Raw genomic sequence first — 25,220 nt, 5'->3', positions numbered from 1 at the left:
TCCATCGGCGGTGCGCATCGGCGCGCGGCCACCACGACTGATCAGGTAATCCACATGGCCATCCGCGGTCCCAGACTCGAATTCTCCGTCGGCGCTTTCCTGCTGCTGGCCCTGGCCTCGCTGATGGTGCTGGCCGTCGCCTCGACCAACCAGCGCTGGAGCTGGGGTGGCGAAGGCTATGAACTCAAGGCCCGCTTCTCCCAGGTCGGCCAGCTGCGCAAGCAGGCACCGGTGAAGATCGGTGGTGTCACCGTCGGCCAGGTCGCCGCGATCGACCTGGACCCGGTGAAGTTCGAATCGATCGTGACCCTGCGCATGGACAGCAAGGTCAAGGATCTGCCGGCTGATACCTCCGCCGGCATCTTCACCAGTGGTTTGCTCGGCGAGAGCTATATCGGTCTGCAACCCGGCGGCGATCCGGACGTGCTGAAGCCCGGCGAAGAGATCGTCTTCACCCAGCCGGCCGTGGACCTGATCCAGCTGGTCGGCAAATACATGTTCAGTGGCGGCGCCGGTGGCGGCGCTGCTCCGAAGCCCAACGATGGCGCGCAAGCGCCTGCAACGGAACCGCAACCATGAAGATGAAACTGATCCCGGCCCTGCTCGCCTCGTCGCTGCTGCTGGCCACCCCGATCCTGGCCCAGGCGCAGGCCGCCGCCCCCGCTGCTGCCGCCCCCCAGGGCCAGGCTGGCAAGGTGGTGATCGACGCCAGCACGCGCATCCTCAACACCCTGCAGCAGCGCCGTGCCGAATTCAGCGGCAACCCGGCCAGCCTGCGCAGCTACATCGACAGCGAGCTCAACCGCACCTTCGACCGCGACTATGCCGCGCGCCTGGTGCTGGGAACGCACGCCCGTGGCGCTGCCGACGCTGACATCAAGCTTTTTGCCAATGCGATGGCCGACAACCTGATGCAGCGCTATGGCTCGACCCTGCTCAACATCCAGGGCAAGCCGAGCTTCCGCCTGAAGGGCGAGAGCCCGCTGCCGGGCAACCGCGGCGTGCGCGTGAGCACCGAGCTGGTGCGTGCCGGCAGCGAGCCGACGCCGGTCGAGTACTGGATGCGCAATGAAGGCGGCCAGTGGAAGATCTTCGACGTCAACATCGAAGGCATCTCCTACGTGCAGACCTTCCGCAACCAGTTCGATGCCCCGCTGCGACAGAAGGGCATCAAGCAGGTGGCCACCGAACTGCGCAGCGGCAGCATGCAGGCCGGGCCGGCCGGCAATGGCAAATAAGGCGCTGGCGCTGCTGGAAGGTGACACCCTGCGCCTGCGCGGGGTGCTCGACCGTGCCGCGGTGATCGCGCTGTGGCCGCAACTGCAGGCCCTGCCGGCGCAGCTGTCGCGGCTGGAACTGGCAGAGGTCGAGCGCGTCGACAGCGCCGGCCTGGCGTTGCTGGCCGAGCTGGCCGCACGCGCGCGCCAGGGCGGCCATCCGCTGACAATCTCCGGCGCCCCCGCCGGCTACAACGAACTGAGCGCGGCCTACCGGCTGTCGCCCGACCTGGACTTCAACGCTACTTCTGCTGCGAGCTGACATGAACGTCGTGCGCGTTTTCCCTCTGATCCTCCTGGCCGCCGCGCTCAGCGCCTGTGCCGGCAAGCCGGCACGCAGCGACGCGCCGGTGGCCGACACCGTGGTGCCGGCGACGAGTACCGCCCCCGTCGATAGCACAGCGGGTGCCGATGCACCTGCTGCGAGTGCTATTGCCGACGCCCCCGTACCTGCAGCGGCCACGCCGGCTTCGGCTACCGCTTCGCAGGGTGCAAGCGGCAATGATGCCGCCGCCACCGCTCCGGGCGGCGATGACGACTTCGACGCGTTGTACGGCGCCAACGGCAGCACCACCAGCACCACTGCGTACGACCCGTGGGAACCGTTCAACCGCAAGGTGCACGGGTTCAACAATGCGGTCGACCGCGGTATCGCCCGTCCGCTGGCAACCGCCTATACCCACGTGGTGCCGCGCTTCGCCCGTACCGGCGTAAGCAACTTCTTCAGCAACCTGCGCGCGCCGCTGACCATCACCAACCAGCTGTTGCAGGGCCGTCCGGCCGATGCGTGGGACAGCCTGGGCCGGTTCCTGATGAACAGCACGCTGGGCATTGGTGGCCTGTTCGACCCGGCCAGCAAGGCGATGGTGCCGCGTCGCAACGAGGACTTCGGGCAGACCCTGGGTGCCTGGGGCTGGCGTCGTTCGCGTTATGTGGAACTGCCGTTCTTCGGCCCGCGTACCGTGCGTGATGTGTTCGGCCTGGCCGGTGACATCCCGCTGTCGCCGATCCGCCGCATCGAGAGCGACAAGTACCGCATCGGCCTGCAGGGCCTGCAGCTGGTCGATACGCGTGCACAGCTGCTGGCGATCGACGACCTGCGCGATACCGCGGTGGACGAATACGCCCTGGTCCGCGATGCCTGGATGCAGCGCCGCAACTACCAGATCGAGAACGATCTGCGCGGCAAGCGCGAGCGTGGCAGCGACGATGCGAATTCGCCGATCCCGGTCGATGCAATGCCGATGCCGCAGTGGACCAACTGATCCACGTTGGCCCCGCATGAACGAAAAACCCCGCCTCGGCGGGGTTTTTTTTGGGCGCTGTGGGTCGGGTCGGAGCCCTTTCCCGTGAAAAGGGATCCGACCCTGGCCGATCAGGCTGCCAGTGCCGCCTCGACCGCTTCGCGCAGGCGCGCATCATCGGCGGCAACGTCCGGGGCGAAGCGGGCGATGACCTTGCCATCGCGGCCGACCAGGAACTTCTCGAAATTCCACAGCACCGCCGGTGCCGGGTGGATCGGAATCTCCTTGCTGGCCAGGCGCTCGCGCAGCGGGCCTTCGCCGATCGCCTGCGGCTGCGCGGCGGTCAGCTGCTGGTACAGCGGGTGGGTGTCTTCACCGGCCACGCTGATCTTGGCGAACATCGGGAAGCTCACGTCGTAGGTCAGCTGGCAGAACTGCTGGATCTCCGCCTCGCTGCCCGGCTCCTGGCCGAGGAAGTTGTTGGCCGGGAAGCCCAGCACTTCCAGGCCCTGCGCGTGCTTCTCCGCGTACAGCGCCTGCAGGCCTTCGTACTGCGGGGTCAGGCCGCACTTGGACGCCACGTTGACCAGCAGCAGGACCTTGCCCTGGTAGTCAGCAAGCGAGGACGGCTGGCCGTCGATGGTGGTGAGGGAAATGTCCTGGATCGAGGTGCTCACGCGGGGCTCCGGCTACAGCGGGGAAAGGCCCACCAGCATACCGCCGCACGCGCTGTTGTAGAGCCGAGCCCATGCTCGGCTGATGCCACGGTAGCCGAGCATGGGCTCGGCTCTACAGGACGTCCTCAATCAACGCAGATCGTGCCCTGCGCCTTGCCACCGTCGATGCGCTGGCGGCAACCAAAGGTCTGGCTGGCATCACGCTGGCAGGTGCCGGTCGCCACCGCACCGGCAGCGACCTCGCCCGTCGCCAGGCACTGGCCACTGCAGTCGCTCTTGCTGCCGCAGGACTTGCCGGCGTCGGCATAGGGAATCACGCACTGCACGCGTTGCAGGCGTCCCAACGGCTGCAGCGTGCCGCCAGCCGCGCGACAGTCCACATCGCGCGCTTCTTCCAGGGCTGCAGCGGCTTCAGGGCTGACGGCCGCTGTGGCTGCCGCGCCGGCATCTTCACTGGCCGGTGGGGTGCTGCTGCAGCTGGCAAGCAGCGCGCTCAGCGCAAGGCAGGCAAGAAATCGGAGGCGCATGGCGGTACCTGATTCGGTATGGACGGCGCCAGCATACGCATCCGCCCATGCAGGCGGCGTGTCAGCCGGCGTCAGGCGTCCTCACCCTCGCCTTCTGCCGCCTCTTCGTCGCTGGGTGCTTCGCTCAGATCGCCCAGCAGGCCCTGCGCCTGTTCGGTCGCCAGTGATTCCACGCCACGCAGTCGGCGTTCGATGGTGCGGGTCTTGCGGCTGGCCTCGCCGATGCTGCGGCCCACGGTGGTGATCTGCTTCTCGGCCTTCTCGAGGATGCCGGCGAACTTGCCGAACTCGCTCTTCACTGCGCCCAGCAGCCCCCACACTTCGCTCGATCGCTGCTCGATCGCCAGGGTACGGAAGCCCATCTGCAGGCTGTTGAGCAGCGCGGTGACGGTGGTCGGCCCGGCCACCACCACGCGATGCTCGCGTTGCAGCAGGTCGACCAGGCCCGGACGCCGGATCACCTCGGCATACAGCCCTTCGGTAGGCACGAACATCACCGCGAAATCGGTGGTGTGCGGCGGCACGATGTACTTTTCGCTGATCGACTTGGCCTGCACGCGGATCGCGCGTTCCAGCTGGATGCCCTGCAGGCGCACGCCCTCGGCATCGCCCTGTTCCTGCGCATCGAGCAGGCGCTCATAGTCTTCGCGCGGGAACTTGGAATCGATCGGCAGCCAGACCGGCGTGTCGTCGTCGCGACGGCCCGGCAGGCGCACGGCAATGTCGACCATCTCGTTGCCGTCAGGACGCACCTTGACCCCACGCGCGTACTGTTCCTGGGTGAGGGTCTGCTCGAGGATGTTCTCCAGCTGCACTTCTCCCCAGCTGCCGCGGTTCTTGACGTTGGTCAGTACCCGTTTCAGGTCGCCCACGCCGGTTGCCAGCTGCTGCATTTCACCCAGCCCGCGCTGCACCTGTTCCAGGCGTTCGGACACCAGCTTGAACGAATTGCCCAGCCGCGTTTCCAGCGTGGACTGCAGCTTCTCGTCCACAGTGTGGCGCATCTGCTCGAGCTTCTGCGCGTTGTCGGCCTGCAGCGCGCGCAGCTGTTCTTCCAGGGTGGTGCGCATTTCCGAGATGCGCTGTTCGTTGCGCTGGGTCAGCTCCTGCAGGCGCAGGCCCAGGCTCTCGGTCAGGCGCTGCTGCGACTGCGCGCCCTCTTCGCGGCCCTTGCGCGCGTCCTCCACCAGGGCCTGCCGCAGCGCACCGAACTGGGTATCGGTACGGGCGGTCAGTTCCTGCAGCTGCTGGCCGAAGGCATGGATGCGCGCCTCCTGCTGCTGGCCGAACACATCCAGCTGCACGCGAAGTTCCTGCAGGCGTTCGCCCAGCGAGACGGCACTGCGTTGCTGACTGTCGGCCGCCTCGGCGCGGGCCTTGCGCGCATCTTCGCCCAGCGCTTCACGCAGCAGATCCAGGCGCTGATCGGTGCGGGTGGACAGATCGGTCAGCGCGCGCGCGAACCCATCGAGCTGCTCGCGCAGCTCGCTGCGGCCGACGCGCGCTTCATCACGCACGGCCTGTTCCAGGCGGTCGTGGGGCGGGCGGCGCAGCAGCGCCACCAGTTGCAGGACGAGCACGACCAGCAGCAGGCCGGCGACGAGGAGGAATTCGGTTTGCATGTGGCAAGTGTAGGCTGGCCGAGTCTCAGCTGCTGAAACGAGCCCATGATTGTTCTGTACGGAAAGCCCACCTCGATCAACGTGCGCAAAGTGCTGTGGCTGTGCGCCGAACTCGATCTCGCGTTCACGCATGACCCGGCACCCGCGCCGGACCTGTTGGTCACGCTCAACCCGAACCGGCAGGTGCCGGTGCTGCGCGACGGCGACTTCGTGCTGTGGGAGTCCAACAGCATCTGCCGCTACCTGGCCGCACGCCAGGGCCGCGATGACCTGCTACCCACCGTGGCGGAGGACCGCGCCAGGGTCGAGCAGTGGATGGACTGGCAGGCCACCGACCTCAACAGCGCCTGGCGCCACGTGTTCATGGCCCGCGTGCGCCAGCACCCCGACTTCGCTGATGACGCGCGCGCGGAGGCCAGCCTGACGCACTGGAACCAGCTGATGGGCACGCTGGACGCGCAACTGGCGGCCAGCAACGCCTACGTGGCGGGAAGCACCTTCACCCTGGCCGACATCGTCCTGGGCCTGTCGGCGCAGCGCTGGCGCAGCACACCGGGCAACAAACCGGCGCTGCCCCACGTGGAAGCCTGGTTCGAGCGCCTGCGACAGCAGCCGGGTTTCAGCGCCTACGTGGACAACGGCGTGGCCTGAGGAGAGGTTCTCGCCGCTGTTGGCAGGTGTCGACCTTGGTCGACACGTTGGAAGGTACGTGTGTAGAGCCGAGCCTATGCTCGGCTGAACGGCATGTGCCAACAGCAGCCGAGCGTGAGCTCGGCTCTACAGGAAGGGCGTGGCCTTACCAGCCTTCCAGCACGATCTTGCCCTTCGCCCGATGGCTCTCCAGCAGCGCATGCGCACGCCGCAGGTTGGCCGCGTCGATGCGCCCGAAGTGCTCACCCAGCGTGGTCTGCAGCACACCGGCATCGACCAGTTCGGCGACCCGGTTCAGCAGGTCATGCTGGCGCTGCATGTCCGCGGTCCTGTAAAGCGGCCGGGTGAACATCGATTCCCAGTGCAGCGACAGCGCCTTGCGCTTCAGCGCCATCACATCGATCTGGCCCGGGTCATCGATCAGTCCCAGCTGCCCCTGCGGCGCCAGCAGCTCGACGATCTGTGCGTAGTGCTGGTCGGTGTGGGTCAGACTGGCCACGTGGTCCACCTCGGTGATGCCGAGCCGGGCCAGGCCCTCGGCCAGCGGCCGGGTGTGGTCGATCACATGGTGCGCGCCCATCGCCTGCACCCAGTCCTGGGTCTCCGGGCGCGAGGCGGTACCGATCACCGTCAGCTTGGTCAACCGACGCGCCAACTGCACCAGGATCGAACCGACGCCGCCCGCTGCACCGATCACCAGCAGGGTCTGGCCATCGCCGCCGCCTTCGGCAATGCGCAGGCGGTCGAACAACAGTTCCCACGCGGTGATCGCGGTCAGCGGCAGCGCCGCCGCGGCGGCATCGTCCAGGCTGGCCGGCTTGCGGCCAACGCTGCGCTCGTCCACCAGCTGGTATTCGGCGTTGCTGCCCGGGCGATCGATCACGCCGGCGTAGTACACCGCATCGCCAGGCTGGAACAGGGTCACTTCGCTGCCGACCGCATCGACCACACCAACCGCATCCCACCCCAGCACGCGCGGGCCGTCGGTGGCAGCGCCGCGTCGCACCTTGGTGTCGACCGGGTTCACCGCCACCGCGCGCACCGCCACCCGCAGGTCGCGTGGGCCCGGCTGCGGTACGGGCAGGTCGAGGTCGATCAGGGCCTGCGGGTCGTCGATCGGCAGGCCGGCATGGGTGTAGGCAATAGCGCGCATGGGGGAGATCCAGTGAGGAGAGGCCACAGCGTGCGCCGTGCGCAGGGAGGCAGAAAGGCGCAGAATCGGTCAACACTTTCACTGCAGCAATGAAAATGGTCCGTTTCGACGATCTGCAGCTGTTCGTCCGCACCGCCGCGCTGGGCAGCTTTTCGCAGGCCGCGCGCGAGGCCGACCTGCTGCCGGGCCAGGTGGCCGCAGCGGTGGCGCGGCTGGAACGCGAACTGGACCTGCGCCTGTTCGTACGCACCACCCGCAGCCTGCGGCTGACCGCCGAAGGTGCGCTGTACCTGCCCTACGCGCAGGACGTTCTGACCACCCTGCGCGAAGGCCAGGCGCGGGTGCAGGGCGAGGATGCGGAACTGCACGGCACCCTGCAGCTGTCGGCGCCCTCGGACTTCGGCCGCAACCTGCTGCTACCGTGGCTGACTGCGTTCCGCGCCGCGCATCCACGGCTGCGCCTGCACCTGCGCCTGTCCGACGAAGTGGCCGACGTGTTCCGCGACCCGGTCGACGTGGCCATCCGCATCGGCCACTTCGACGACGCCAGCTACGTCGCCCTGCCGTTGCTGGAAGGCAACCGGCGCGTGCTGGCCGCATCGCCCGAGTACCTGCGGCGGCGTGGCACGCCGACCCGGCTGGACGATCTGCGTGAACACGATTGCCTTGTCTACCAACTCGGCGGGCGCGCCTACGATCGCTGGTCGTTCGAGCTGGAGGGGCGCCGCGTAGTGATCCCGGTGCGCGGGCCACTGGTCTGCGACGACGCCGACGTGGTGCGGCGCTGGGCGGTCGCCGGCGAAGGCATCACCTACAAATCCTGGCTGGACGTGCGCGAGGACGTGCTGGGTGGACGCCTGCAGGTGCTGCTGGATGGCATCGGCAGCCACATCCCCCTGCAGCTGGTGTGTCCGCACCGCAAGCAGTTCTCACCGGCGGTGCGGCAACTGCACGCGCAGCTGCGCCAGTACCTGCAACCGCTGCTGTCCGCGATACCCGGCCATGGCGACGTGCCCCTGTCGCCTGCAACGTCACTGGCCGACAATGGCGCTCCCCCGTTGTAAGAGAATCGCGCCATGCCGTGGATGGGCATCCAGGACCTGTGGACATTTCTGGTCGCCGTGCTGGTGTTTCTGGCCCTGCCCGGGCCGGGCACCTTCACCCTGCTGACCGCCACCGGTCGTGGCGGTGTGCGCGGCGGCTACACGGCGCTGGCCGGCCTGCTGGTCGGCGACCAGATCCTGATGTGGCTGGCGCTGGCCGGCGTGGCCGCGCTGCTGAAGGCCAATCCGACGGTGTTCCATGCCGTGCAGTATCTCGGCGCGGCGTACCTGGTGTGGGTCGGCATCAGCCTGCTGCGCACGCCCAAGGGCGACGGTGCCGAGGTTGGCCCGGTGCGCATGCAGCCGGGCCGCTACTTCCACCAGGCGATCCTGGTCAGCCTGCTCAATCCGAAGGCGATCCTGTTCTACATGGCCTTCCTGCCACTGTTCATCGACCCGAAGGCCCACCAGGGCATCGCCACGTTCGCCGCGCTGGCCGGGATCATCTTCGTGGTCAGCATCGCCTACTGCTCGCTGCTGATCTGGGTCGGCAACCTGGCCCGCCGTCGGTTGATCCAGCACCCGCGGGTCAGCGATGCGCTACGGCGTGTGGCCGGCCTGTTCCTGGTCGGCTTCGGCATCCGCCTGGGCCTGAACGGCTGAGAGCCCGTCGGCGCGGAGGGCCGCGCGCAGGTGGTCGATGAACACCCGCAGCTTGGGCGCCATATGCTCGCGCGCCGGGTAGTACAGATGAAAGCCGGGGAACGGCGGCTGCCAGTCCTCCAGCACGCTGCGCAGGCGGCCGGCAGCCAGGTCGTCGGCGACCAGCGAAGCAAAGCCCTGTGCCATGCCGAGCCCAGCCAGCACCGCCGCATAGGCCAGTTCGGCATCGTTGAACACCAGCCGCCCCGCGACGGCTACGTCCAGGTCACGCCCCTCACGGCTGAATTCCCAGGGCATGAGCCGGCCATTGGCGCGGCGATGGACGATGCAGTCGTGGCCCTGCAGCTCCTGCGGGCTCAGCGGCACCCCGTGGCGCGCGAAGTAGCCCGGCGTGGCCACCACCACCTGGCGCTCGGGCGGCCCGATCGGCACCGCGATCATGCCCTGCGCCAACGATTCACCCAGGCGGATGCCGGCGTCGAAACCCTCGGCGACCAGATCGGTCAGCGCCGGCTCCACGCACAATTCCACCTCTACCTGCGGATACCGGGCCAGGAAGGACGGCAGCGCCGGCAGAACCCGGCGTTCGGCAACGATGCGTGGCAGGGTGATGCGCAGCCGACCGGCCGGCACCGTCCGCGCGCTGTCCAGGTCGTCGAAGGCCGATTCGATCTGTGCCAACCCGCCACGCACGCGCTGCAGGAAGCGTGCGCCGTGCTCGGTCAGACCCACCCGGCGCGTGGTCCGTTGCAACAGGCGCACGCCCATCCGCGCCTCCAGCGCACGCACGCTCTGTGACAGCGCCGAGGTCGAGACGCCCAGGGCATCGGCGGCGCGGGTAAAGCTGGCGTGGTCGGCCACGTGGACAAAGGCAACCACCGCAGACAGCGGTGCGGAGGGATCCATTGTGAAGCCTTCCTTCATTGTCAGTTCGACTGCATCCAGTTTATCCACAAGATCATCGGACGGATGCTTGGCCTCCCGGCGGAACACCCGCCTCCTCCGATGGAATGCCACATGTCACTTGATCACTACCGCCTGCTCGGCCGCTCCGGCCTGCGTGTCAGCCCGATGGCGCTGGGCACGATGACCTTCGGTGCCGACTGGGGTTGGGGCGCGGACGAAGCCGAGGCCCGCCGCATCTTCGATGTCTACGTCGAACGTGGTGGCAACTTCGTCGATACCGCAAACAACTACACCAATGGCAGCGCAGAGACCCTGCTCGGGCGGTTCGCCCAAGGCCGCCGCGAACGGCTGGTGATCGCCAGCAAGTACACCCTGGCGACCGTGCCGGGCGATCCGAACAACGCCGGCAACCATCGCAAGAGCATGATGCGCTCGGTGGAGGACAGCCTGCGCCGGCTCGGCACCGACTACCTGGATCTGCTGTACCTGCACGCCTGGGACGACACCACCGGGGTGGACGAGGTGATGCGCGGTTTCGACGACCTCGTGCGCAGCGGCAAGGTGCTGTACGCCGGCATCTCGGACACGCCAGCCTGGCAGATCGCGCGCATGCAGACCCTGGCCGATCTACGCGGCTGGTCGCCACTGGTGGCGCTGCAGATCGAATACAGCCTGATCCAGCGCAGCGTCGAACACGAACTGCTGCCGATGGCCGATGCGCTCGGGTTGGGCGTGGTGGCGTGGTCGCCGCTGGGCAGCGGCGTTCTGACCGGCAAATACAGCGCGGCGGACCTGGCCGCAGCCGAGACCGCCGAGGCCGCGCCGGGTGGTTCCAGACGCAATGTCGCGCTCATCAATGGCGCGTTGACGCCGCGTTCGTTGAACATCGCCGGGGAAGTCGCTGCGATCGCGGCAGAGCTGTCGCACTCGGCTGCGCAGGTCGCTCTGGCCTGGTTGCTGCAACGACCCGCGGCCGGGGCCATGCCGATCGTCGGTGCACGCACCCTGGACCAGTTGGAACACAACCTGGCGGCGCTGGAGCTGGCGCTGCCGGCTGAGGCGTTGGCACGGCTGGATGCGATCAGCGCGGTCGCGCCTGCCTTCCCGCACGACTTCCTGCAGATGCCGCTGCCGCGCATGCTGATGAGCGGTGGTACGCGTCTGCAGCCACGCGCACCGGGCAGGTAATACCGGGGGCGCGCTATGCTGGCGCCCCATGCTGGAAGGAGGCGCCATGGCCGCAACACCAACACTCGCGGTCGCTGCAGCCCTGGTGTTGCTGCTTGCCAGTGCACCGGCCACGGCCGCACCGGATCACCGCTGCCTCACCGGCGGTGCCAACGGCACGATCCACCTGGAATGGCGCTGGCTGGACGATGGCCGCGCCGATGTGCGCTACGCCGGGCACCGCGAGCGCCTGCCGCTGCACCGGGTTTCCGAAGAAACCACGGTGCTGGACGAAGACCGCCCCTACCAGTTCGATACCGTCTGGGAAGAGCGCGTGGAGGGCCGCATCAACGGTCACTACACGCTGAGCACGCAGGGCGCACGGATCTACAGCTTCAGCTACGTGCGGGCCCGAGACGGTCGCCGAACGGATTTCGAAGAAGACTTCAACGCCTTCCAGGACGACGGCTGTCACTGGTAGCCGCCTGGACTGAGGCCGTTTGTGCCGATTCCGGCAGCGTGCCCACAGTCCAGCGCGCGCTGTGCCGGCCATGCCCCCCGTCAGTGGCAATGCTGCGCTGCGTTCGGTCACACTCGGGGACTTGTCGTTCTCAGTCACCCCTTCCGAGGCCTGCATGTCCCTGCTCCGGCGCAAGTCCCTAGATTCCGTCACCGTCCATGAAGCCGGCCGGCGCCTGGTCCCGACCCTCAGCTGGCCGCACCTGATCGCGCTGGGCATCGGTGCCATCGTCGGCACCGGCATCTATACCCTGATCGGCGTCGGTGCCGACCGCGCCGGCCCCGCCGTGCTGATCTCCTTCGCCATCGCCGGCGCGGTGTGTGCCTGCGCGGCACTGGCCTACGCCGAACTGTCCACGATGATGCCGGCCGCCGGCAGCGCCTATACCTACAGCTACAGTGCCCTGGGCGAAGTCTTCGCCTGGGTGGTGGGCTGGAGCCTGATCCTGGAGTACTCGCTGGTGGTGAGTACCGTGGCGGTCGGCTGGTCGGGCTATTTCGTCGGCTTCCTTGAATGGGTGCATACCCAGTTCGGCTGGGACCTGCGCCTGCCGGCCATGCTCGCGGCGGGCCCGCACGTCGACGGCGGCATGATCAACCTGCCCGCCATCGTCATCACCTGGCTGGTGGCACTGATGCTGATGGCCGGTACCAAGGAGAGCGCCACCCTCAACGCGATCCTGGTCGTGTTCAAGCTGATCGCGCTGGCCATCTTCGTGGCGGTGGCCCTGCCGGCGTTCGACGCCAACAACCTGCAGCCGTTCATGCCCTACGGGTTCGCCAAGACGCTGGGACCGGATGGCGTCGAACGCGGCGTGATGGCCGCGGCGGCGATCATCTTCTTCGCGTTCTACGGCTTCGATGCGATCTCCACCGCCGCCGAAGAAACCAAGAACCCGGCGCGCGACCTGTCCATCGGCATCATCGGCTCGATGGTCGGCTGCACCATCGTGTACGTGCTGGTGGCGCTGGCCGCGATCGGCGCGATGAGCTACACCGTGTTCGGCCAGAGTGCCGAGCCGCTGGCACTGATCATGCGCCAGCTGGGCCAGCCGACCGCCGCGATGCTGATCGGCGTGATCGCCATCATCGCCCTGCCGACCGTGCTGCTGGCCTTCCTGTACGGCCAGAGCCGCATCTTCTTCGTCATGAGCCGCGATGGCCTGCTGCCGCGTGGCCTGTCCAAGGTCAACGCGCGCACCGGCACGCCGGTGGCGACCACGCTGTTCACCGCCGTGGTGGTGTCGGCGCTGGCCGGTGTGGCGCGCCTGGACGAGATCGCCGCGCTGGCCAATGCCGGCACCCTGGCCGCGTTCACTGCCGTTGGCATCTGCCTGGTGGTGCTGCGCGTGCGTGAGCCGAACCGCGAGCGCACCTTCCGCACGCCGTTGGCCTTCATCGTCGGCCCGCTGGCGGCACTGGGCTGCATCTACCTGTTCATCAGCCTGCCGCACACCACCCAGCTGTACTTCCTGGCGTGGAACGTGGTCGGCCTGGTGCTGTACTTCGCCTACAGCCGTCGCAACGCGCTGATCGGCCGGTAAAGGTAGCGCCGGGCCATGCCCGGCGGTCTTTGGGGATTGCCGGCCAGCGGCCGGCCCTACCGCAGGGCGGCTAGCCGCCCTGCTTTGCCGCGTAGTCCTGCGCCTGGCGCATCACCCGCAGCAGGTTGCCGCCCCAGATGGCGGCGATCTGCTGCTCGGTGTAGCCCTTGCGCAACAGCCACGCGGTGATCTTCGGCAACTGGCTGACATCGGGCAGGTCGCTCAGGCCACCGCCGCCATCCCAGTCCAGGCCGATGCCGACGTGCTCGGGGCCGACCACCTTGAGGATGTGCTCGAAGTGGGCGAAGAAGTCGTCCAGGCTGGCGTGGCGCACCGGATGCTCGTGGTCCAGTGCCTGTTCGGCCTTCTGCAGCGCCACGCCCTGTTCGATGGTCATGCCTTCCCAGCCACCCAGCTGCTTGCTCAGGGCTTCTTCGGCCTGCTTGCGCTCGGGCGACTTGGCGGTGTCGATCAGGTAGCCGCCATACGCGTTCACCTGGATCACGCCGCCGGCCTTGGCCAGGCGGCGCAGGCGCGCGTCATCGAGGTTGCGTGGGTGGTCGTAGATCGCCTTGGCCGAGCTGTGCGACAGCACGAACGGCACCGGCATCATCGCCAGCAGATCATCGAATACGGCATCGGATGCGTGCGACTGGTCGATGACGATGCCCAGCTTCACCGCCTGCCGTACCAGGTCCTTGCCGGCCGGGCTCAGGCCTTTCCACTCCGCGCCCTTGGGGTCGGTGGCCGAATCGGCGAACTCGTTGTTGGCGAAGTGCACGGTGCTGAGCAGGCGCAGGCCCGCACGGTGATAGAACGAGAGCAGGCTGGGATCGGCCACCAGCGGGCTGGCGTTCTCCATGCTGATGTAGACCACGCGCTTGCCGGCGGCCTTGATGCGCGCCGCATCATCAGCGGTCAGCGCCAGCGCGAAGCGCTCGGGGTTGGCGGCCAGCATTTCTCGGATCTCCAGCAGACGCTGCAGGCCGTGATCGCGCTCGGCCAGATGCTCCGCGGCAGTGCGATCGCCCTGGTCGGTGTAGATCGCAAAGAAGCCGCCATCCAGCGCGCCTTCGACCATGCGCGGGTAATCCACCTGCGAGAGCGCGTTGCGGTCGTGCCGCTGCTCGATGTCGAAGCCGTCGCGGCCGAAGTTGGCCGGCGTATCCAGATGGCTGTCCAGGGTCAGCAGGCGCTGCTGCAGTGCCTTGGCCCGGGCCAGTTCCTGCGCGCTGAAGTCGATGGCATGGGCGGACAGCGGCGCACTCAGCGCCAGCGCGAGCAGCAGGGAGAGACGACGCAACGACGGCATGGGCATCCACCGGCAATGGGAAGGACACGACCATAGCGCCGGGACAGCCAACGCGGGTAGTGCCGCATTGGCCAGCCAGCTCCATTACACTCGCCCGCAGCCGATAAGGGCAGCGTGCAGCACCGCGTGCTGCGTCGACCATGGAATGGAAACACCGATGTCGAAGTCCCAGCCTCCGGCGCTGCCCGTGCAGGGCGAAGCGCCTGTCCCCGCCAGCATGGTCACCGTTGAACAGCTCAAGCGTGATGTGCTGCCAACGTTGTTCGCCGGGCGCACCGATATCGGCCGCTATGGCCCGGCCGACCTCGCCAGTGCCAGTGCCGAGCCGGCCTGGCAGGATGGCAGCGCCAACGCGCTGGCCCAGGCGCTCGCTGAGCTGGTCAGCCGGCTGTCCGAACACGATCCCAATGCGCTGCTGCAGCGCGCGGGGTGGTGGGAGCGGTTCACCGGTGCCGATATCGAAGACCGCCTGCGCCGGCGCATCGCCATGGGCAGCAACGGCGATGTACTGGCCAGGATCGAGCGCGAGGCCATCGCTGTACGCGCCAGCGTCGATCGACTGGATGCGCAGCTGCACGAACATGACGTGCAGGGTGTGCGACTGCAGGTGTACATCGATGCAGGCGTGCAGTTCCTGCAGGAACTGCCAGCGACCGTCGACAGCGCCGATGATGCGCCGGTGCTCGACCGCCCGGTTGAGCGCCTGCAGCGCCGGGTGGCCAACCTGACCGCCCTGCTGGCCAGCCATTCGATGAGCCGGATGCAGGTGCAGCTGGCTCGCAGCAATGCCATCGACCTGTTGGACCGCTACAGCGAGACGGTGCAGATCCTGCTGCCGATCTGGCGCCAGACCCTCCAGGCGCTGCACAACAGCGACAACGCCAGCCCACAGATGATCGCCAGTGCTGCGCAGGCGCAGGACCAGCTGAAACAGGCCCTGCAGCAGTTGCTGCGCGCGTCCGGGGTGCCGGCATGAGCGCGTCGGTACGCGATCCGCTGCAGATCCCGCCGGATCTGCAGGCGCGGGTGGAAGCTGTTCCGGGCCTGCGCGCGTTCTACCGGCGGGTCTCGCTGCTGCGGGTCTTCGGCCTGGCCTGCCTTCCGCTGGCGGCCACGGCGCTGGCCTACATGGCGCTGGCATTCACCGGCACCGAGCTCGGTCCGCCGTCATGGGCGCACGTGCCGGCGGGCTATGGGGCGAAGGACACAGGCAAGCAGCTGCTCACCCTGATGGTCATGGCCCCCTTGCTGCTGGTGTGGATGTTCTTCGGCGTGCGCGACCTGCTCGGCCGCCATCGTGTTCGCCACTTCGCCTGGTCGTTCGCGCTGGGTTCGATGCTGCTGTGCGGTGCATTGGGAAGCATGGGCATCACCGCACCCGCCATGGGCCAGGGCGATCGGCTCGACCATCGGCAGCTGGACGCGCTCATCGCCAGTCCAGACTTCAGCAGCTTCAGCCCGCAGTGGCAGGCCTATCTGCGGGCACAGCAGGAGCTGCCCTACGGCGTGGCCTCGCCGGCCGTGGTTGCCACCGCACGCGCGCTGGCCAATGGCGAGGACATCGGCGTTCCGGTATCGCCGGCAATGCAGTCCCGCTTCGAGAAGGCAGCCGGTCTGCCCCGCTCCGAACGGTCACAGCGATGGCACGGCCAGCGTCTGCTGAGCTGGCTTCTGTTCGACGTTGGCTGGGTGCTGGCACTGCTGGCCGTACCGGCGCTGCTGGCGCTGGGTACGGTGGCGATCGTGCTCGGCCGCCACCTGCGCCGCAGGTCCGAGGTGATCAACGGGCTACTGCAGCAGCTGCAGCCGGTTCCTGCGCCGCCGCGCGCGCAGCCCTGAGGCTGGCGCGCGGACAGTCTTCCGCACCGTGTGCGGGCGCCGGGCATGGCCCGGCTTCACCTGCCGTGGGTCAGTCCACCACGCGGCAGAACACGGCCTTCAGGTAACGCGATTCCTGCACGTGGGCCATGAACGGATGGTCCGGACCAGCGCCGGCCACCTTCAGGATCTGGATGGTGCGGCCGGAGAAGTACGCTGCACGACGCAGCATGTCCAGGAACTGGTCCTCGGCCACCAGGCCGGTGCAGGAGAACGTGGCGAACAGGCCACCGGGCTTGACCACGCCCAGCGCCAGCTTGTTCATGTCCAGGTACTTCTTCAGCGCGGTGATCACCTGCTCGCGGTCGCGGGTCATCTTCGCCGGGTCCAGGATCACCACGTCGTACTGCTCACCACGGTTGGCCGCATCACGCAGCCACGGGAAGATGTCGGACTGGACGAACTTCGGGCGCACGTTGTTCAAACGCGAATTGCCCTTGGCGATCTGGATGACGTCTTCATCGATGTCGATGCCAACCACTTCCGATGCACCGCGCGCGGCCGCATACACGGCGAAACCACCGGTGTTGCAGCACAGGTCGAGCACGCTCTTGCCTTCCACCTGCTGGCTCAGCCACTCACGGTTCTCGCGCTGGTCGGCGAAGAAACCGGTCTTGTGCGCACCGGCCGGGTCGGCGCGGAACTTGATGCCGTACTCGGTGATCACCGACGCTTCGGTGGTGGTGTTGCCGTGGAAGTCGAAGCTTTCCTGCTTCTGCACGTGTTCGTCGGCGAAGCTGTGGAAACGGCAGCCCGGGAACTGTTCGCGCAGGGCGTCGTAGATCCATTCGCGGTGACGGAACATGCCGGCGGCAAAGAACTCCACCACCACCAGGTCGTTGTAACGGTCCACCACCAGGCCGGACAGACCGTCGCCTTCGCTGTGTACCACGCGCCAGGCGTCGGACACCGCATCAAGCTTCAGCACCTCACGACGCAGCGACACCGCCTGGGCGATCTTGCGCGAGAACCAGCCGGCATCCAGCGGGATCTGCGGGTCGGTTTCGAGGATGCGTACGGCAATACGCGAATGCCCGTTGTAGAAGCCACGGCCGATGAACTCGCCATCCACGCCGACGACGTCGACGAGAGAGCCGGGCTTGGGCCGGACGGTCGGCTTCTCGACCAGTTTCTGGAAGATCCACGGGTGGCTGGAACGCCACGCGTTCTTGAGGCGGACAACGGGAAGGGGGGTAGTCATCCACCTATTGTAAACCGGGCGCCGGGGTCAGATCCCCACAGGGGCTCTGACCCCGGCCGGTGTGCCAACCCAGGTTGGCACCTGCCAGAGCTGGCCCCGGCAGCCGGGCATTTGACGCCGGCCCGGCCAGGCCGCAGAATCGGCGGCAGAAGGGGAGTAGCTCCCAGACGTTGTCGCCGTCAATTCGAGCCCGCAGGCTCCGGTGCAACGGCAGTTCCGGCCCATCGGAACTGCGAGCGAGACCTTCGCCGTACTGGCGAAGCTCTGTCCCTGGATCCCCTCCCGATCCTCCGTTGCAGATCCTCGCCGTCCGGCTTGAGGCATTTTTCATTTCCCAACGGACAAACCCATGCAGACGATCGGTAATTTGTGGTTGTGGGGCGGCTTCGCAGCGGTGGTGGTCATCGCCCTGCTGGTCGACCTCGTGTTGATGCGCCACGGTGGCCCGCACAAGGTCACCTTCAAGGAAGCCCTGTGGTGGTCCATCGGCTGGGTCGCGCTGGCGCTGGCCTTCAACGGCGGGCTCTGGTTCTACCTGAACGAAACCGCCGGCCAGGTCGTGGCCAACAAGGTCGGCCTGGAGTTCCTGACCGGCTACCTGGTCGAGAAGGCGCTGGCGGTGGACAACATCTTTGTCTTCCTGATGATCATGAGCTACTTCGCGGTGCCGGAGGAACAGCGCCAGAAGGTGCTGATCATCGGCATCCTGGGTGCGATCGTGCTGCGTACGATCATGATCTTCGCCGGTAGCGTGCTGATCACCCAGTTCCATTGGCTACTCTACGTATTCGGCGCCTTCCTGCTCTTCACCGGCTGGAAGATGTGGTTCGCCGCGGGCCAGGAACCTGACCTGGAAGCCAACCCGGCCCTGCGCTGGATGCGCAAGCACCTGCGCCTGCTGCCGGATTACGAAGGCAACGCCATGAGCGTCAAGCGCGACGGCGTGCGCTGGTTCACCCCGCTGTTCGCGGTGCTGATCCTGATCGCAGTCACCGACGTGATCTTCGCGGTGGACAGCATCCCGGCGATCTTCGCGATCACCACCGACCCGTTCATCGTGCTGACCTCCAACGTGTTCGCGGTGCTCGGCCTGCGTGCGATGTTCTTCCTGCTGGCCGGCATGGCCGACCGCTTCCACCTGCTGCCGTACGGCCTGGCCCTGGTACTGGCCTTCATCGGCATCAAGATGATGATCATCGACCTGTTCAAGATCCCGACCCCGATCTCGCTGGGCGTGGTCGCGGTGATCATCGCTGCCACGGTGGTGCTGAGCCTGAAGAACCCGCCGAAGGAAGGCGGCGCCTGATCCAGGCGGATTGAAGGATGCGGCCGGTGGATTGTCCCGCCGGCCGCAGCCACTCTCCCGCAGCGGTGGCCTTGGTTTCGCGCCGGCCACCGCCATTGCTGAGGGTATGAACACGAACGCGCCCCTGCCCGCCGGCGACGCGCCGGCCGACCGCAACGACCGCACGCGCATCCTGCGCGCCTTCAATGCCAGCCTGGCCGCCGTGCTGGTGCTGGTGGCCGTGTTCGCCCTGCAGGACCATTTCGACTGGCGGCCCTGGGCCGTGGCACCGCTGGAAGCCAAGGGCCTGCTCGGCCTGATCGGCGGGCCGCTGCTGCATGCCTCGGTCGAACACATCGCCGCCAACAGCGCCGCGATCCTGATCCTCGGCACCCTTGCCGGCAGCGTTTATCCGAAGGCCACGCTACGTGCCCTGCCCCTGCTCTGGGTCGGTTCGGGCATCGGTGCGTGGATGCTGGGCAATCCCGGCAGCTTCCATCTCGGCGCCAGTGGTGTCACCCACGGCCTGATGTTCCTGCTGGCCAGCCTCGGCCTGCTGCGCCGCGACCGCGCGGCCATCGCCACCGGGCTGATCGGCATGCTGTTCTACGGCGGCATGCTGATGACCGTGCTGCCGCACGCCGACGGCGTGTCCTGGCAATCGCACATGGGCGGTGCCTTCGCCGGCATCATCGCCGCGCTGCTGTTCCGCAACGCCGACCCGTTGCCGCCGCGCCCGCGCTACAGCTGGGAGGACGAGGAAGAAGAGGTCGAGCCGCTGGCCGACGACGAACTCGAGCCGCCGTCGCCGCAGCGCGTGCCGGTACTGTGGCAGCCGCGCGAAGGGCAGGACTATGTGGTCGTCCCGTTCCGCCGGCCGGAAGATCCGCGCGGTTGAGCTGTGACGGGGTCGGATCCCCGAAGGGGCTCTGACCCCGATCACCGATGGCCTGGTAGCCGCCGACCTTGGTCGGCGCTCCTGCCTCCGGCGTTCATGCCCCTGCGGCGACCGTGTGCCAACCAGGGTTGGCATCTACCACCGGTGCATCAATTCGCCGCGTTTCCCGCCGCGCCCATTCCATCCACCGCCTGCCGGCCCAGCGCCGGGTCATCGGTGAAGAACGCATCGATGCCGGTCGCCAGGTAGGCGCGCATCTCGGCGATCGACCCTTCCGCATTGCGCGCAGTGTCCGCGCCCTTGCGCAGGTTGCTGGCCTGGAAATGGTTCTCCGGGCGGAAGGTGTACGGGATCACCATCAGGCCCACCGCGTGCGCATCGCGCACCAGCGACGTCGGCGTACCCAGCGCACCGTTGGCATCCAGCGGGATGATCGAGCGCAGCTCCGGGCCGATGCCATCGGCATAGGCCGCGATGTCCTTCAGCCCTGCCGGAGTCATCATCTGCGCATAGGTCAGCGCACCGCCGGCCTTGGCGATGTCGGCCGGCTGGGTATCGCCCTTCCACAGCAGCTGCAGCAGGCGGATGTTGCTGCCACGCGGGATCTTGCCGCGCAGGTAGCGCAGGTTGGCGGTCTCGAACGACTGGATGGTGACCGGGCCGACGTTGGTATAGGCGTTGCCACGCAGCGCAGCCAGCAGCGTGTCTTCCATCGGCAGGCCGATCGACTGGAAATAGGTCGGGTGCTTGATCTCCGGCACCAGGCCGATGCCACGGTTGGCACGACCGGCCTGCTGGACCAGGAACGCCAGGATCTCGTCCAGGCTGGCGATGCGGAACTGGCCGTCATAGGCGGTGCTGCGGAATTCCGGCAGTCGCTCGCGGGAGTACAGGGTCTTCAGTTCGGCCAGGGTGAAGTCTTCGGTGAACCAGCCTTCGACCGTCTGCCCGTCGATGACCTTGCGGGTCTTCCGCTTGGCGAATTCCTTGTGCTCGGCCACATCGGTGGTGCCACCGATCTCGTTCTCGTGGCGGGCCACCATCACCCCGTCCTTGGTCATCACCAGGTCCGGTTCGATGTAATCGGCGCCGTCGGCGATCGCCTGCGCATAGGCCGCCAGCGTGTGCTCGGGCAGCAGCGCGCTTGCGCCGCGATGACCGTAGACCGACACCTTGGGCGCGGCCGCAGGGGAGGATTCAGCACTCATGGCCACCGATGGTGCCACGGCCAGCGACAACAGCAACGCACGACCCCACGACTTCACTGCGACTTCCCCAAGCGGTTTGTGATGGGCGTCAGTATGCGGCGGGAATGTGACAGGTTGGGGGAGCCGGGGTCGGATCCCCGAAGGGGCTCCGACCCCAATCTGCCAGATGCGGATCTCCAGGATCCGGTAGTCGCCGACCTTGGTCGGCGCTCTGCTATTGGGGGGCCATGGCCCCGGATGCCCAGTGCCAACCAAGGTTGGCATCTACCAGAGCGTGAGCCGCGCGGTTGATCGATGTCGAGGATCACAGGCCGTTCGGGGATCTGACCCGGGCTTACTTGCCGATGCAGAAGCTGGAAAAGATCCTTCCCAGCAGATCGTCCGCACTCATCTGCCCGGTGATCTCACCCAGCGCATCATGCGCCAACCGCAGTTCCTCGGCGGCCAGCTCCAGGCGCTCATGCACCAGCTCTGCATCAGCGCGATGCGCGTGTTCCTGCGCACGCTCGATGGCATCCACGTGACGGGTGCGCGCCGAGAACTCACCGTCCACCTGCTCGCCCGCGCCGGCCGAGGCGATCAAACGCAGGCGCGCATGCAGGTCGTCCAGTCCCGCGCCGGTGGCAGCGGAGACGAACACGCGGTCCGGGTCGTCCAGCAGCGGCATCGCATCCAGCAGATCCGACTTGTTGTGGATGAACACCTTGTGCGGTACCGCCAGCACGGCCTCACCGATGGCCGCTTCACCCGCCGCCGGCTCGCGTGCATCCAGCACGATCAAGGCAAGGTCGGTACGTTCGATCTCCGCGCGCGCGCGGCGCATGCCTTCGCGTTCGATGGCGTCGCCGCCATCACGCAGGCCGGCGGTGTCGACCAGGGTCAGTTCAAGTCCGTCCAGTCGGATCGTCTCGCGCAGGGTGTCGCGGGTGGTGCCGGCGATGTCGGTGACGATGGCGCGCTCACTGCCGGCCAACGCGTTCAACAGTGAACTCTTGCCGGCATTCGGTGGGCCGATCAGCACGGCATGCAGCCCATCGCGCAGGCGACGGCCGCGCTCGGCATCACGGCGCAGCAAGGCCAGGTCACTACGCGCCTGCTCCAGCCCACGCCGCACCTGCGCGCCGCCGAGCGTATCCAGCGGTTCGTCGGCGAAATCGATCGCCGCTTCCACGTGGATGCGCAGCAGCACCAGCTGTTCGACCACAGTGTCGATGCGATGCGAGAACACGCCATCCAGCGAACGGCGTGCCGCACGTGCGGCGCGGTTGTCACCGGCGGCGATCAGATCGGCGATGGCTTCGGCCTGGGCCAGGTCGAGCTTGCCGTTGAGGAACGCGCGCTCGCTGAACTCGCCGGGCCGGGCCTGGCGCGCACCCAGTGCGATGCAGCGCGCGACCAGCTGCTGCAGCAGTACGGGGCTGCCATGCCCCTGCAGCTCCACCACTTCCTCGCCGGTGAAGCTGTTCGGCGCCGGGAACCACAGCACGATGCCGTCGTCGATCACTTCACCGTCTACATCGCGCAGGCGCGCGTAGTGCGCATGGCGCGGGCGCAGCGTCGGCGCACCGAGCGCGTTGGCAATCGCTGCGGCGCGCGGGCCCGACAGGCGCAGCAGGCCGACGCCGCCCGCACCCGGTGCGCTGGCAATGGCCACGATGGTCTCGGTGCGCGTCATCTCATTCATCGCTCAGAGCTTCTCCAGCTGTGCACGCGCCTGTGCCGCACCACTTCCCTGCGGCTGCAGCGCCAGGTAGGTGGTGTAGGCCTGCTTCGCCTTGGCCTTGTCGCCCGCGTGGAAGTACGCATCGCCCAGGTTGAGGTGGGCCACCGCGCGCGACGGATCGATCTTCAGTGTGTTCTCCAGCCAGCGCGCCGCTTCGGCGTAGCGTTGCTGGCGGTAGTAGACGAAGCCGAGATTGTTGGCCGCCTGGGCGAAGTCCGGGCGCAGCTTCAGCGCCTCGGTGAACTGGAGGGCGGCTTCGTCGTACTGCTTCTCGCGGTACAGCTGCAGGCCACGGTCATTGGCCTGCTGCGCACGCTGGCGGTCGGAGGCCGGGCCGGCAGTGGGCACCACCAGCTTGGCCTTGCCGCCCTGCAGGTCGGCCACGGTCACCGGCGCCTGGGCGCCCTTGGCATCCTGCGCGGCGTCAACCTTGTTGTTCAGTGCAATCGCATCGGGCGTCAGCTGCCGGGTATCGGCGTTGAGGTATTCCTGGCTGTCCGGCACCTGGAACACGAACTCGCCCCCCTGCGAGCCGGGCAGGCTGCCGAACGCCGGTGTCTGGTGCGAGACCGCCGACACCGCCGGCGCCACATAGGCGGCCAGCTCGGTGCCGGTGATCAGGCCATCGCCATTGAGATCGCCTTTGCCGGCCAATGCCTGCAGCAGCACCCAGGTAAACACCGAGTGTCCGTTCGGGCCCGCATCTGCCACCTGCTGGTCGGCGCCACCGGCGGTCAGCATCTGTCGCGCGCTGCGGCGTGCGTTCTCGCGCAGGAACGACGACGAGGATGGGCCGCCGCGGGTCAGGCCGAGGCCGCTGTAGCAGGCATCCATAACGAACATCACATGCTTGGCCTGCATGCTCTCGGCAATGTTCTGGATGTCGGTCATCGCGATGGCATCGGTGGCGAATTCCTTCGGGTCCGAATCGACCGGGATGATGTAGCCCAGGTCACGGCCGGAGGCGAGCTGGCGCGTTGCGCCGTGGCCGGCAAAGAACACGAACACGCGGTCGTTCTTTCCCGTGCGGTCATCGGACAGGCGGTCGTGGAAGGCGGCCAGGATGTTGTTGCGGGTGGCCTGCTCGTTCTTCAGCACGATCACCTGCGAGGACGGGAAGCCGAACTGCCCGGTCAGTGTATCGGCCACGGCCTGCGCATCGTGGCTGGCATATTCCAGCTTCGGCCACTTGGCGTAATTGTCGATGCCGACCACGATCGCCCACGATTTTTCATAGCCGGTGGTGACGGTGGCATCGCGGTCGCTGCCCTTGCGCGGTCGGGCGACGCTGAAGTCGCGGCCATTCCAGCCGGCGAACTGGTAGCCGTCGGCGATCAGGCGATCCAGGATCTGCGGCAGTGCCTTCACCGCGCGGTCGTGGATATCGTGGAACAGGATGATGCCGCGCTGTTCCTTGTTCACCTGGTCGAGCACGCGCTGCACGATCGATTCTGGCACCGGGTCGGCCCAGTCCATCGAATCGATGTTCCACATGATCGACTTCAGGCCCGCTTCGTTGAGCAGCTGCAGGCCTTCGGCGTTGCGCGCGCCGTACGGGAAGCGGAACAGCGGCGCGCGCTTGCTGTCGACGTCCTTCAGCAACGTGTCGGTGTCCAGCACCTGCTGGCGCAGTGCATCGCCAGTGGTACGCGACAGCTGCGCATGGGTCAGGCTGTGGTTGCCGACGGCGTAGCCCTCTTCCATCAGGTTGCGGCTGATCTTCGCCATCGGCCCAAGGCTGACCTTGCCGTCGGTCTCGACCTTGCCCAGGTTGCGGCCGACCTCGAAGAACACGCCCGGTACGTCGTAGCGCTTGAGGATGGCCACCACCTCATCGGTGTAGGCCTTGTGCGGGCCATCGTCGAAGGTCAGCACCACCGTCTTCGGCGGCAGGTCGCGACCGAAGATCTCGCGGTCGCTGTCCTTCATCGACATCGGGTACGGCTCGATCACGCCGTAGTCGCGCAGGATCGCTTCGCGGCTGTAGTCCTTGTGCAGGTGCGCGATGTAGTCGTCCCACTTCTCGCGCTTCAGTTCGATGGCACGGGTGCGCTCGAAGCGGCTGAAGATGCGGGTCAGTTCCTGGTTGTAGTTGCGCTCGATCTCGTCCAGCGCCTCCAGGTCTTCGCCGATGCGCTGGTGCAGCTTCACCGCCGGCAACGAGGAATCGGCGCCGATGCGTTCGTGCAGATCACGCAGCACTTCGCGGAACGCCAGGCGATCGGCATCGAACAGTTCCGGCGCCGACTCGATGTAATCCAGCACCGTGCCCAGGGTAGCGAAGCGCTGCGGGCTGGTACCCCGCAGCAGCATCTCGAACTGCGTGGCGATGGCGCTGCGCTGTTCCAGGCCATCGTGGAACAGCTGCTGGCCGATGCGGGTGGAGGTGGTGCGATCGGCCGCGGACTGCTGTTCCTCGTCAGCCAGCAGCACGATGATCCGGCGATAGCCGTCGAGCTGCTTCTGCAATGCGCCAAGCAGCGGTGCAGCGGCCGGGTCGGCGGCAGCGGCAGCCTGTGCGCTCGGCTGGGTGACCGCCGCTGGTGCCTGCGCATCCTTGTCGCCGCAGCCAGCCACAAGCAGGGTCAGCAGCAGGCTGGGCAGGAACAGGCGGAACGACGGCGCACGCGGCATGGCGGACTCGAACAATGGGGAATGGTGTGCCGGCGATTCTAACGCCGCATGCGAAAAGCCCGCCTTGCGGCGGGCCTTTGCTGGGTCG

At 67.4% G+C, this 25,220-nt stretch carries 24 protein-coding genes; 14 read left to right on the top strand and 10 right to left on the bottom strand.

Annotated elements, in window-relative coordinates:
* Window positions 1-54 precede the first annotated feature (54 nt).
* The 4 genes from mlaD to MRBLST15_RS16570 are packed head-to-tail and all read left to right on the top strand — an operon-like array spanning window position 55 to window position 2,542.
* The gene (gene mlaD, locus MRBLST15_RS16585; RefSeq protein ID WP_006404090.1) at window positions 55-579 is read left to right on the top strand and encodes an outer membrane lipid asymmetry maintenance protein MlaD; all 525 of its coding nucleotides are present in this window, start codon (window positions 55-57) and stop codon (window positions 577-579) included.
* On the top strand, window positions 576-1,238 hold the full coding sequence (locus MRBLST15_RS16580) for an MlaC/ttg2D family ABC transporter substrate-binding protein (RefSeq protein ID WP_312705139.1): 663 nt from the start codon (window positions 576-578) through the stop codon (window positions 1,236-1,238). The genes mlaD and MRBLST15_RS16580 overlap by 4 nt, the downstream gene beginning before the upstream one ends.
* Entirely contained in the window at window positions 1,228-1,539 is a 312-nt protein-coding gene (locus MRBLST15_RS16575; protein ID WP_025875628.1) for an STAS domain-containing protein, read from the top strand. Before MRBLST15_RS16580 ends, MRBLST15_RS16575 begins: the two co-directional genes overlap by 11 nt.
* 1 nt (window position 1,540) lies before the next feature.
* Window positions 1,541-2,542: an MlaA family lipoprotein gene (locus tag MRBLST15_RS16570; protein WP_265952080.1), complete on the top strand. Its 1,002-nt coding sequence runs from the start codon at window positions 1,541-1,543 to the stop codon at window positions 2,540-2,542.
* Window positions 2,543-2,652: 110 nt separating this feature from the next.
* Here MRBLST15_RS16570 and MRBLST15_RS16565 read toward each other — a convergent pair whose 3' ends face one another.
* The 3 genes from MRBLST15_RS16565 to rmuC form a co-directional block, all read right to left on the bottom strand.
* Window positions 2,653-3,198 carry a glutathione peroxidase gene (locus MRBLST15_RS16565; protein WP_025875625.1) on the bottom strand — a complete coding sequence of 182 codons (546 nt, stop codon included), beginning with the start codon at window positions 3,196-3,198 and terminating at the stop codon, window positions 2,653-2,655.
* 125 nt (window positions 3,199-3,323) lie between these two features.
* Window positions 3,324-3,725, bottom strand: coding sequence for a hypothetical protein (locus tag MRBLST15_RS16560; protein ID WP_367786833.1), 402 nt, complete (start codon window positions 3,723-3,725; stop codon window positions 3,324-3,326).
* Window positions 3,726-3,796: 71 nt separating this feature from the next.
* On the bottom strand, window positions 3,797-5,347 hold the full coding sequence (rmuC, locus tag MRBLST15_RS16555; protein WP_367786831.1) for a DNA recombination protein RmuC: 1,551 nt from the start codon (window positions 5,345-5,347) through the stop codon (window positions 3,797-3,799).
* Between the two features lie 45 nt (window positions 5,348-5,392).
* Here rmuC and MRBLST15_RS16550 point away from each other — a divergent pair, with 45 nt between their 5' ends.
* Window positions 5,393-5,998, top strand: a complete 606-nt coding sequence (locus MRBLST15_RS16550) for a glutathione S-transferase family protein (protein ID WP_265952074.1) — start codon at window positions 5,393-5,395, stop codon at window positions 5,996-5,998.
* Between the two features lie 145 nt (window positions 5,999-6,143).
* Here the strand turns inward: MRBLST15_RS16550 and MRBLST15_RS16545 are convergent, their stop codons facing one another.
* On the bottom strand, window positions 6,144-7,151 hold the full coding sequence (locus MRBLST15_RS16545) for a zinc-binding alcohol dehydrogenase family protein (protein ID WP_367786829.1): 1,008 nt from the start codon (window positions 7,149-7,151) through the stop codon (window positions 6,144-6,146).
* An 89-nt stretch (window positions 7,152-7,240) separates the two neighbouring features.
* Here MRBLST15_RS16545 and MRBLST15_RS16540 point away from each other — a divergent pair, with 89 nt between their 5' ends.
* Window positions 7,241-8,215 carry a LysR family transcriptional regulator gene (locus MRBLST15_RS16540; RefSeq protein ID WP_367786827.1) on the top strand — a complete coding sequence of 325 codons (975 nt, stop codon included), beginning with the start codon at window positions 7,241-7,243 and terminating at the stop codon, window positions 8,213-8,215.
* Between the two features lie 12 nt (window positions 8,216-8,227).
* Window positions 8,228-8,857, top strand: coding sequence for a leucine efflux protein LeuE (gene leuE, locus MRBLST15_RS16535; RefSeq protein WP_265952071.1), 630 nt, complete (start codon window positions 8,228-8,230; stop codon window positions 8,855-8,857).
* Here the strand turns inward: leuE and MRBLST15_RS16530 are convergent.
* Window positions 8,795-9,763 (bottom strand): LysR family transcriptional regulator, encoded by a 969-nt coding sequence (locus MRBLST15_RS16530; protein ID WP_265952070.1) that lies wholly within the window; start codon window positions 9,761-9,763, stop codon window positions 8,795-8,797. The two genes, leuE and MRBLST15_RS16530, sit on opposite strands and share 63 nt — an antisense overlap.
* Window positions 9,764-9,874: 111 nt before the next feature.
* On the opposite strand from MRBLST15_RS16530, the gene MRBLST15_RS16525 reads away from it, so the two are divergent.
* From MRBLST15_RS16525 to MRBLST15_RS16515, 3 genes are all read left to right on the top strand, one after another.
* Window positions 9,875-10,951 (top strand): aldo/keto reductase, encoded by a 1,077-nt coding sequence (locus MRBLST15_RS16525; RefSeq protein WP_414716154.1) that lies wholly within the window; start codon window positions 9,875-9,877, stop codon window positions 10,949-10,951.
* Window positions 10,952-10,997: 46 nt separating this feature from the next.
* The gene (locus MRBLST15_RS16520; RefSeq protein ID WP_312705147.1) at window positions 10,998-11,411 is read left to right on the top strand and encodes a hypothetical protein; all 414 of its coding nucleotides are present in this window, start codon (window positions 10,998-11,000) and stop codon (window positions 11,409-11,411) included.
* A 154-nt stretch (window positions 11,412-11,565) separates the two neighbouring features.
* Window positions 11,566-12,993 carry an amino acid permease gene (locus MRBLST15_RS16515; RefSeq protein ID WP_265952068.1) on the top strand — a complete coding sequence of 476 codons (1,428 nt, stop codon included), beginning with the start codon at window positions 11,566-11,568 and terminating at the stop codon, window positions 12,991-12,993.
* A gap of 70 nt (window positions 12,994-13,063) precedes the next feature.
* Here MRBLST15_RS16515 and MRBLST15_RS16510 read toward each other — a convergent pair whose 3' ends face one another.
* Entirely contained in the window at window positions 13,064-14,305 is a 1,242-nt protein-coding gene (locus MRBLST15_RS16510) for a dipeptidase (RefSeq protein WP_367786823.1), read from the bottom strand.
* A gap of 157 nt (window positions 14,306-14,462) precedes the next feature.
* Here MRBLST15_RS16510 and MRBLST15_RS16505 point away from each other — a divergent pair, with 157 nt between their 5' ends.
* Window positions 14,463-15,281, top strand: coding sequence for a protein klaA (locus MRBLST15_RS16505; RefSeq protein WP_367786821.1), 819 nt, complete (start codon window positions 14,463-14,465; stop codon window positions 15,279-15,281).
* Window positions 15,278-16,144 carry a hypothetical protein gene (locus tag MRBLST15_RS16500; RefSeq protein WP_312705150.1) on the top strand — a complete coding sequence of 289 codons (867 nt, stop codon included), beginning with the start codon at window positions 15,278-15,280 and terminating at the stop codon, window positions 16,142-16,144. The genes MRBLST15_RS16505 and MRBLST15_RS16500 overlap by 4 nt, the downstream gene beginning before the upstream one ends.
* A gap of 70 nt (window positions 16,145-16,214) precedes the next feature.
* Here MRBLST15_RS16500 and MRBLST15_RS16495 read toward each other — a convergent pair whose 3' ends face one another.
* Entirely contained in the window at window positions 16,215-17,384 is a 1,170-nt protein-coding gene (locus MRBLST15_RS16495) for a class I SAM-dependent rRNA methyltransferase (protein WP_265952063.1), read from the bottom strand.
* Window positions 17,385-17,733: 349 nt separating this feature from the next.
* On the opposite strand from MRBLST15_RS16495, the gene MRBLST15_RS16490 reads away from it, so the two are divergent.
* Complete coding sequence (locus MRBLST15_RS16490; protein ID WP_025875596.1) at window positions 17,734-18,690, top strand: TerC family protein; 957 nt, start codon at window positions 17,734-17,736, stop codon at window positions 18,688-18,690.
* Between the two features lie 106 nt (window positions 18,691-18,796).
* Window positions 18,797-19,567 carry a rhomboid family intramembrane serine protease gene (locus tag MRBLST15_RS16485; RefSeq protein WP_089241925.1) on the top strand — a complete coding sequence of 257 codons (771 nt, stop codon included), beginning with the start codon at window positions 18,797-18,799 and terminating at the stop codon, window positions 19,565-19,567.
* 149 nt (window positions 19,568-19,716) lie between these two features.
* On the opposite strand, the gene MRBLST15_RS16480 is transcribed toward MRBLST15_RS16485, so the two are convergent.
* From MRBLST15_RS16480 to MRBLST15_RS16470, 3 genes are all read right to left on the bottom strand, one after another.
* Complete coding sequence (locus MRBLST15_RS16480; protein ID WP_367786818.1) at window positions 19,717-20,832, bottom strand: glycerophosphodiester phosphodiesterase; 1,116 nt, start codon at window positions 20,830-20,832, stop codon at window positions 19,717-19,719.
* 277 nt (window positions 20,833-21,109) lie between these two features.
* Window positions 21,110-22,459, bottom strand: coding sequence for a tRNA uridine-5-carboxymethylaminomethyl(34) synthesis GTPase MnmE (gene mnmE, locus MRBLST15_RS16475; RefSeq protein WP_367786816.1), 1,350 nt, complete (start codon window positions 22,457-22,459; stop codon window positions 21,110-21,112).
* A 3-nt stretch (window positions 22,460-22,462) separates the two neighbouring features.
* On the bottom strand, window positions 22,463-25,132 hold the full coding sequence (locus MRBLST15_RS16470; protein ID WP_265952060.1) for a polysaccharide deacetylase family protein: 2,670 nt from the start codon (window positions 25,130-25,132) through the stop codon (window positions 22,463-22,465).
* Between the last annotated feature and the right edge of the window lie 88 nt (window positions 25,133-25,220).

The organism is Stenotrophomonas sp. LST15-1-1.1 (genome assembly GCF_040815575.1).
GTDB classification, from domain to species: domain Bacteria; phylum Pseudomonadota; class Gammaproteobacteria; order Xanthomonadales; family Xanthomonadaceae; genus Stenotrophomonas; species Stenotrophomonas lactitubi_B.
This window is presented reverse-complemented; position numbering and strand designations above follow the sequence as displayed.

Excerpts from the sequence above, each read along its gene's own strand:
- MRBLST15_RS16470 (WP_265952060.1), bottom strand. The coding sequence starts at position 25,132 with ATGCCGCGTGCGCCGTCGTTCCGCCTGTTCCTGCCCAGCCTGCTGCTG.
- MRBLST15_RS16495 (WP_265952063.1), bottom strand. The coding sequence starts at position 17,384 with ATGACTACCCCCCTTCCCGTTGTCCGCCTCAAGAACGCGTGGCGTTCC.
- MRBLST15_RS16500 (WP_312705150.1), top strand. The coding sequence starts at position 15,278 with ATGAGCGCGTCGGTACGCGATCCGCTGCAGATCCCGCCGGATCTGCAG.
- mnmE (WP_367786816.1), bottom strand. The coding sequence starts at position 22,459 with ATGAATGAGATGACGCGCACCGAGACCATCGTGGCCATTGCCAGCGCA.
- rmuC (WP_367786831.1), bottom strand. The coding sequence starts at position 5,347 with ATGCAAACCGAATTCCTCCTCGTCGCCGGCCTGCTGCTGGTCGTGCTC.
- MRBLST15_RS16490 (WP_025875596.1), top strand. The coding sequence starts at position 17,734 with ATGCAGACGATCGGTAATTTGTGGTTGTGGGGCGGCTTCGCAGCGGTG.
- MRBLST15_RS16580 (WP_312705139.1), top strand. The coding sequence starts at position 576 with ATGAAGATGAAACTGATCCCGGCCCTGCTCGCCTCGTCGCTGCTGCTG.
- MRBLST15_RS16550 (WP_265952074.1), top strand. The coding sequence starts at position 5,393 with ATGATTGTTCTGTACGGAAAGCCCACCTCGATCAACGTGCGCAAAGTG.
- MRBLST15_RS16510 (WP_367786823.1), bottom strand. The coding sequence starts at position 14,305 with ATGCCGTCGTTGCGTCGTCTCTCCCTGCTGCTCGCGCTGGCGCTGAGT.
- MRBLST15_RS16485 (WP_089241925.1), top strand. The coding sequence starts at position 18,797 with ATGAACACGAACGCGCCCCTGCCCGCCGGCGACGCGCCGGCCGACCGC.
- MRBLST15_RS16545 (WP_367786829.1), bottom strand. The coding sequence starts at position 7,151 with ATGCGCGCTATTGCCTACACCCATGCCGGCCTGCCGATCGACGACCCG.
- MRBLST15_RS16540 (WP_367786827.1), top strand. The coding sequence starts at position 7,241 with ATGAAAATGGTCCGTTTCGACGATCTGCAGCTGTTCGTCCGCACCGCC.
- MRBLST15_RS16505 (WP_367786821.1), top strand. The coding sequence starts at position 14,463 with ATGTCGAAGTCCCAGCCTCCGGCGCTGCCCGTGCAGGGCGAAGCGCCT.
- MRBLST15_RS16520 (WP_312705147.1), top strand. The coding sequence starts at position 10,998 with ATGGCCGCAACACCAACACTCGCGGTCGCTGCAGCCCTGGTGTTGCTG.
- mlaD (WP_006404090.1), top strand. The coding sequence starts at position 55 with ATGGCCATCCGCGGTCCCAGACTCGAATTCTCCGTCGGCGCTTTCCTG.
- leuE (WP_265952071.1), top strand. The coding sequence starts at position 8,228 with ATGCCGTGGATGGGCATCCAGGACCTGTGGACATTTCTGGTCGCCGTG.
- MRBLST15_RS16560 (WP_367786833.1), bottom strand. The coding sequence starts at position 3,725 with ATGCGCCTCCGATTTCTTGCCTGCCTTGCGCTGAGCGCGCTGCTTGCC.
- MRBLST15_RS16530 (WP_265952070.1), bottom strand. The coding sequence starts at position 9,763 with ATGGATCCCTCCGCACCGCTGTCTGCGGTGGTTGCCTTTGTCCACGTG.
- MRBLST15_RS16575 (WP_025875628.1), top strand. The coding sequence starts at position 1,228 with ATGGCAAATAAGGCGCTGGCGCTGCTGGAAGGTGACACCCTGCGCCTG.
- MRBLST15_RS16525 (WP_414716154.1), top strand. The coding sequence starts at position 9,875 with ATGTCACTTGATCACTACCGCCTGCTCGGCCGCTCCGGCCTGCGTGTC.
- MRBLST15_RS16570 (WP_265952080.1), top strand. The coding sequence starts at position 1,541 with ATGAACGTCGTGCGCGTTTTCCCTCTGATCCTCCTGGCCGCCGCGCTC.
- MRBLST15_RS16515 (WP_265952068.1), top strand. The coding sequence starts at position 11,566 with ATGTCCCTGCTCCGGCGCAAGTCCCTAGATTCCGTCACCGTCCATGAA.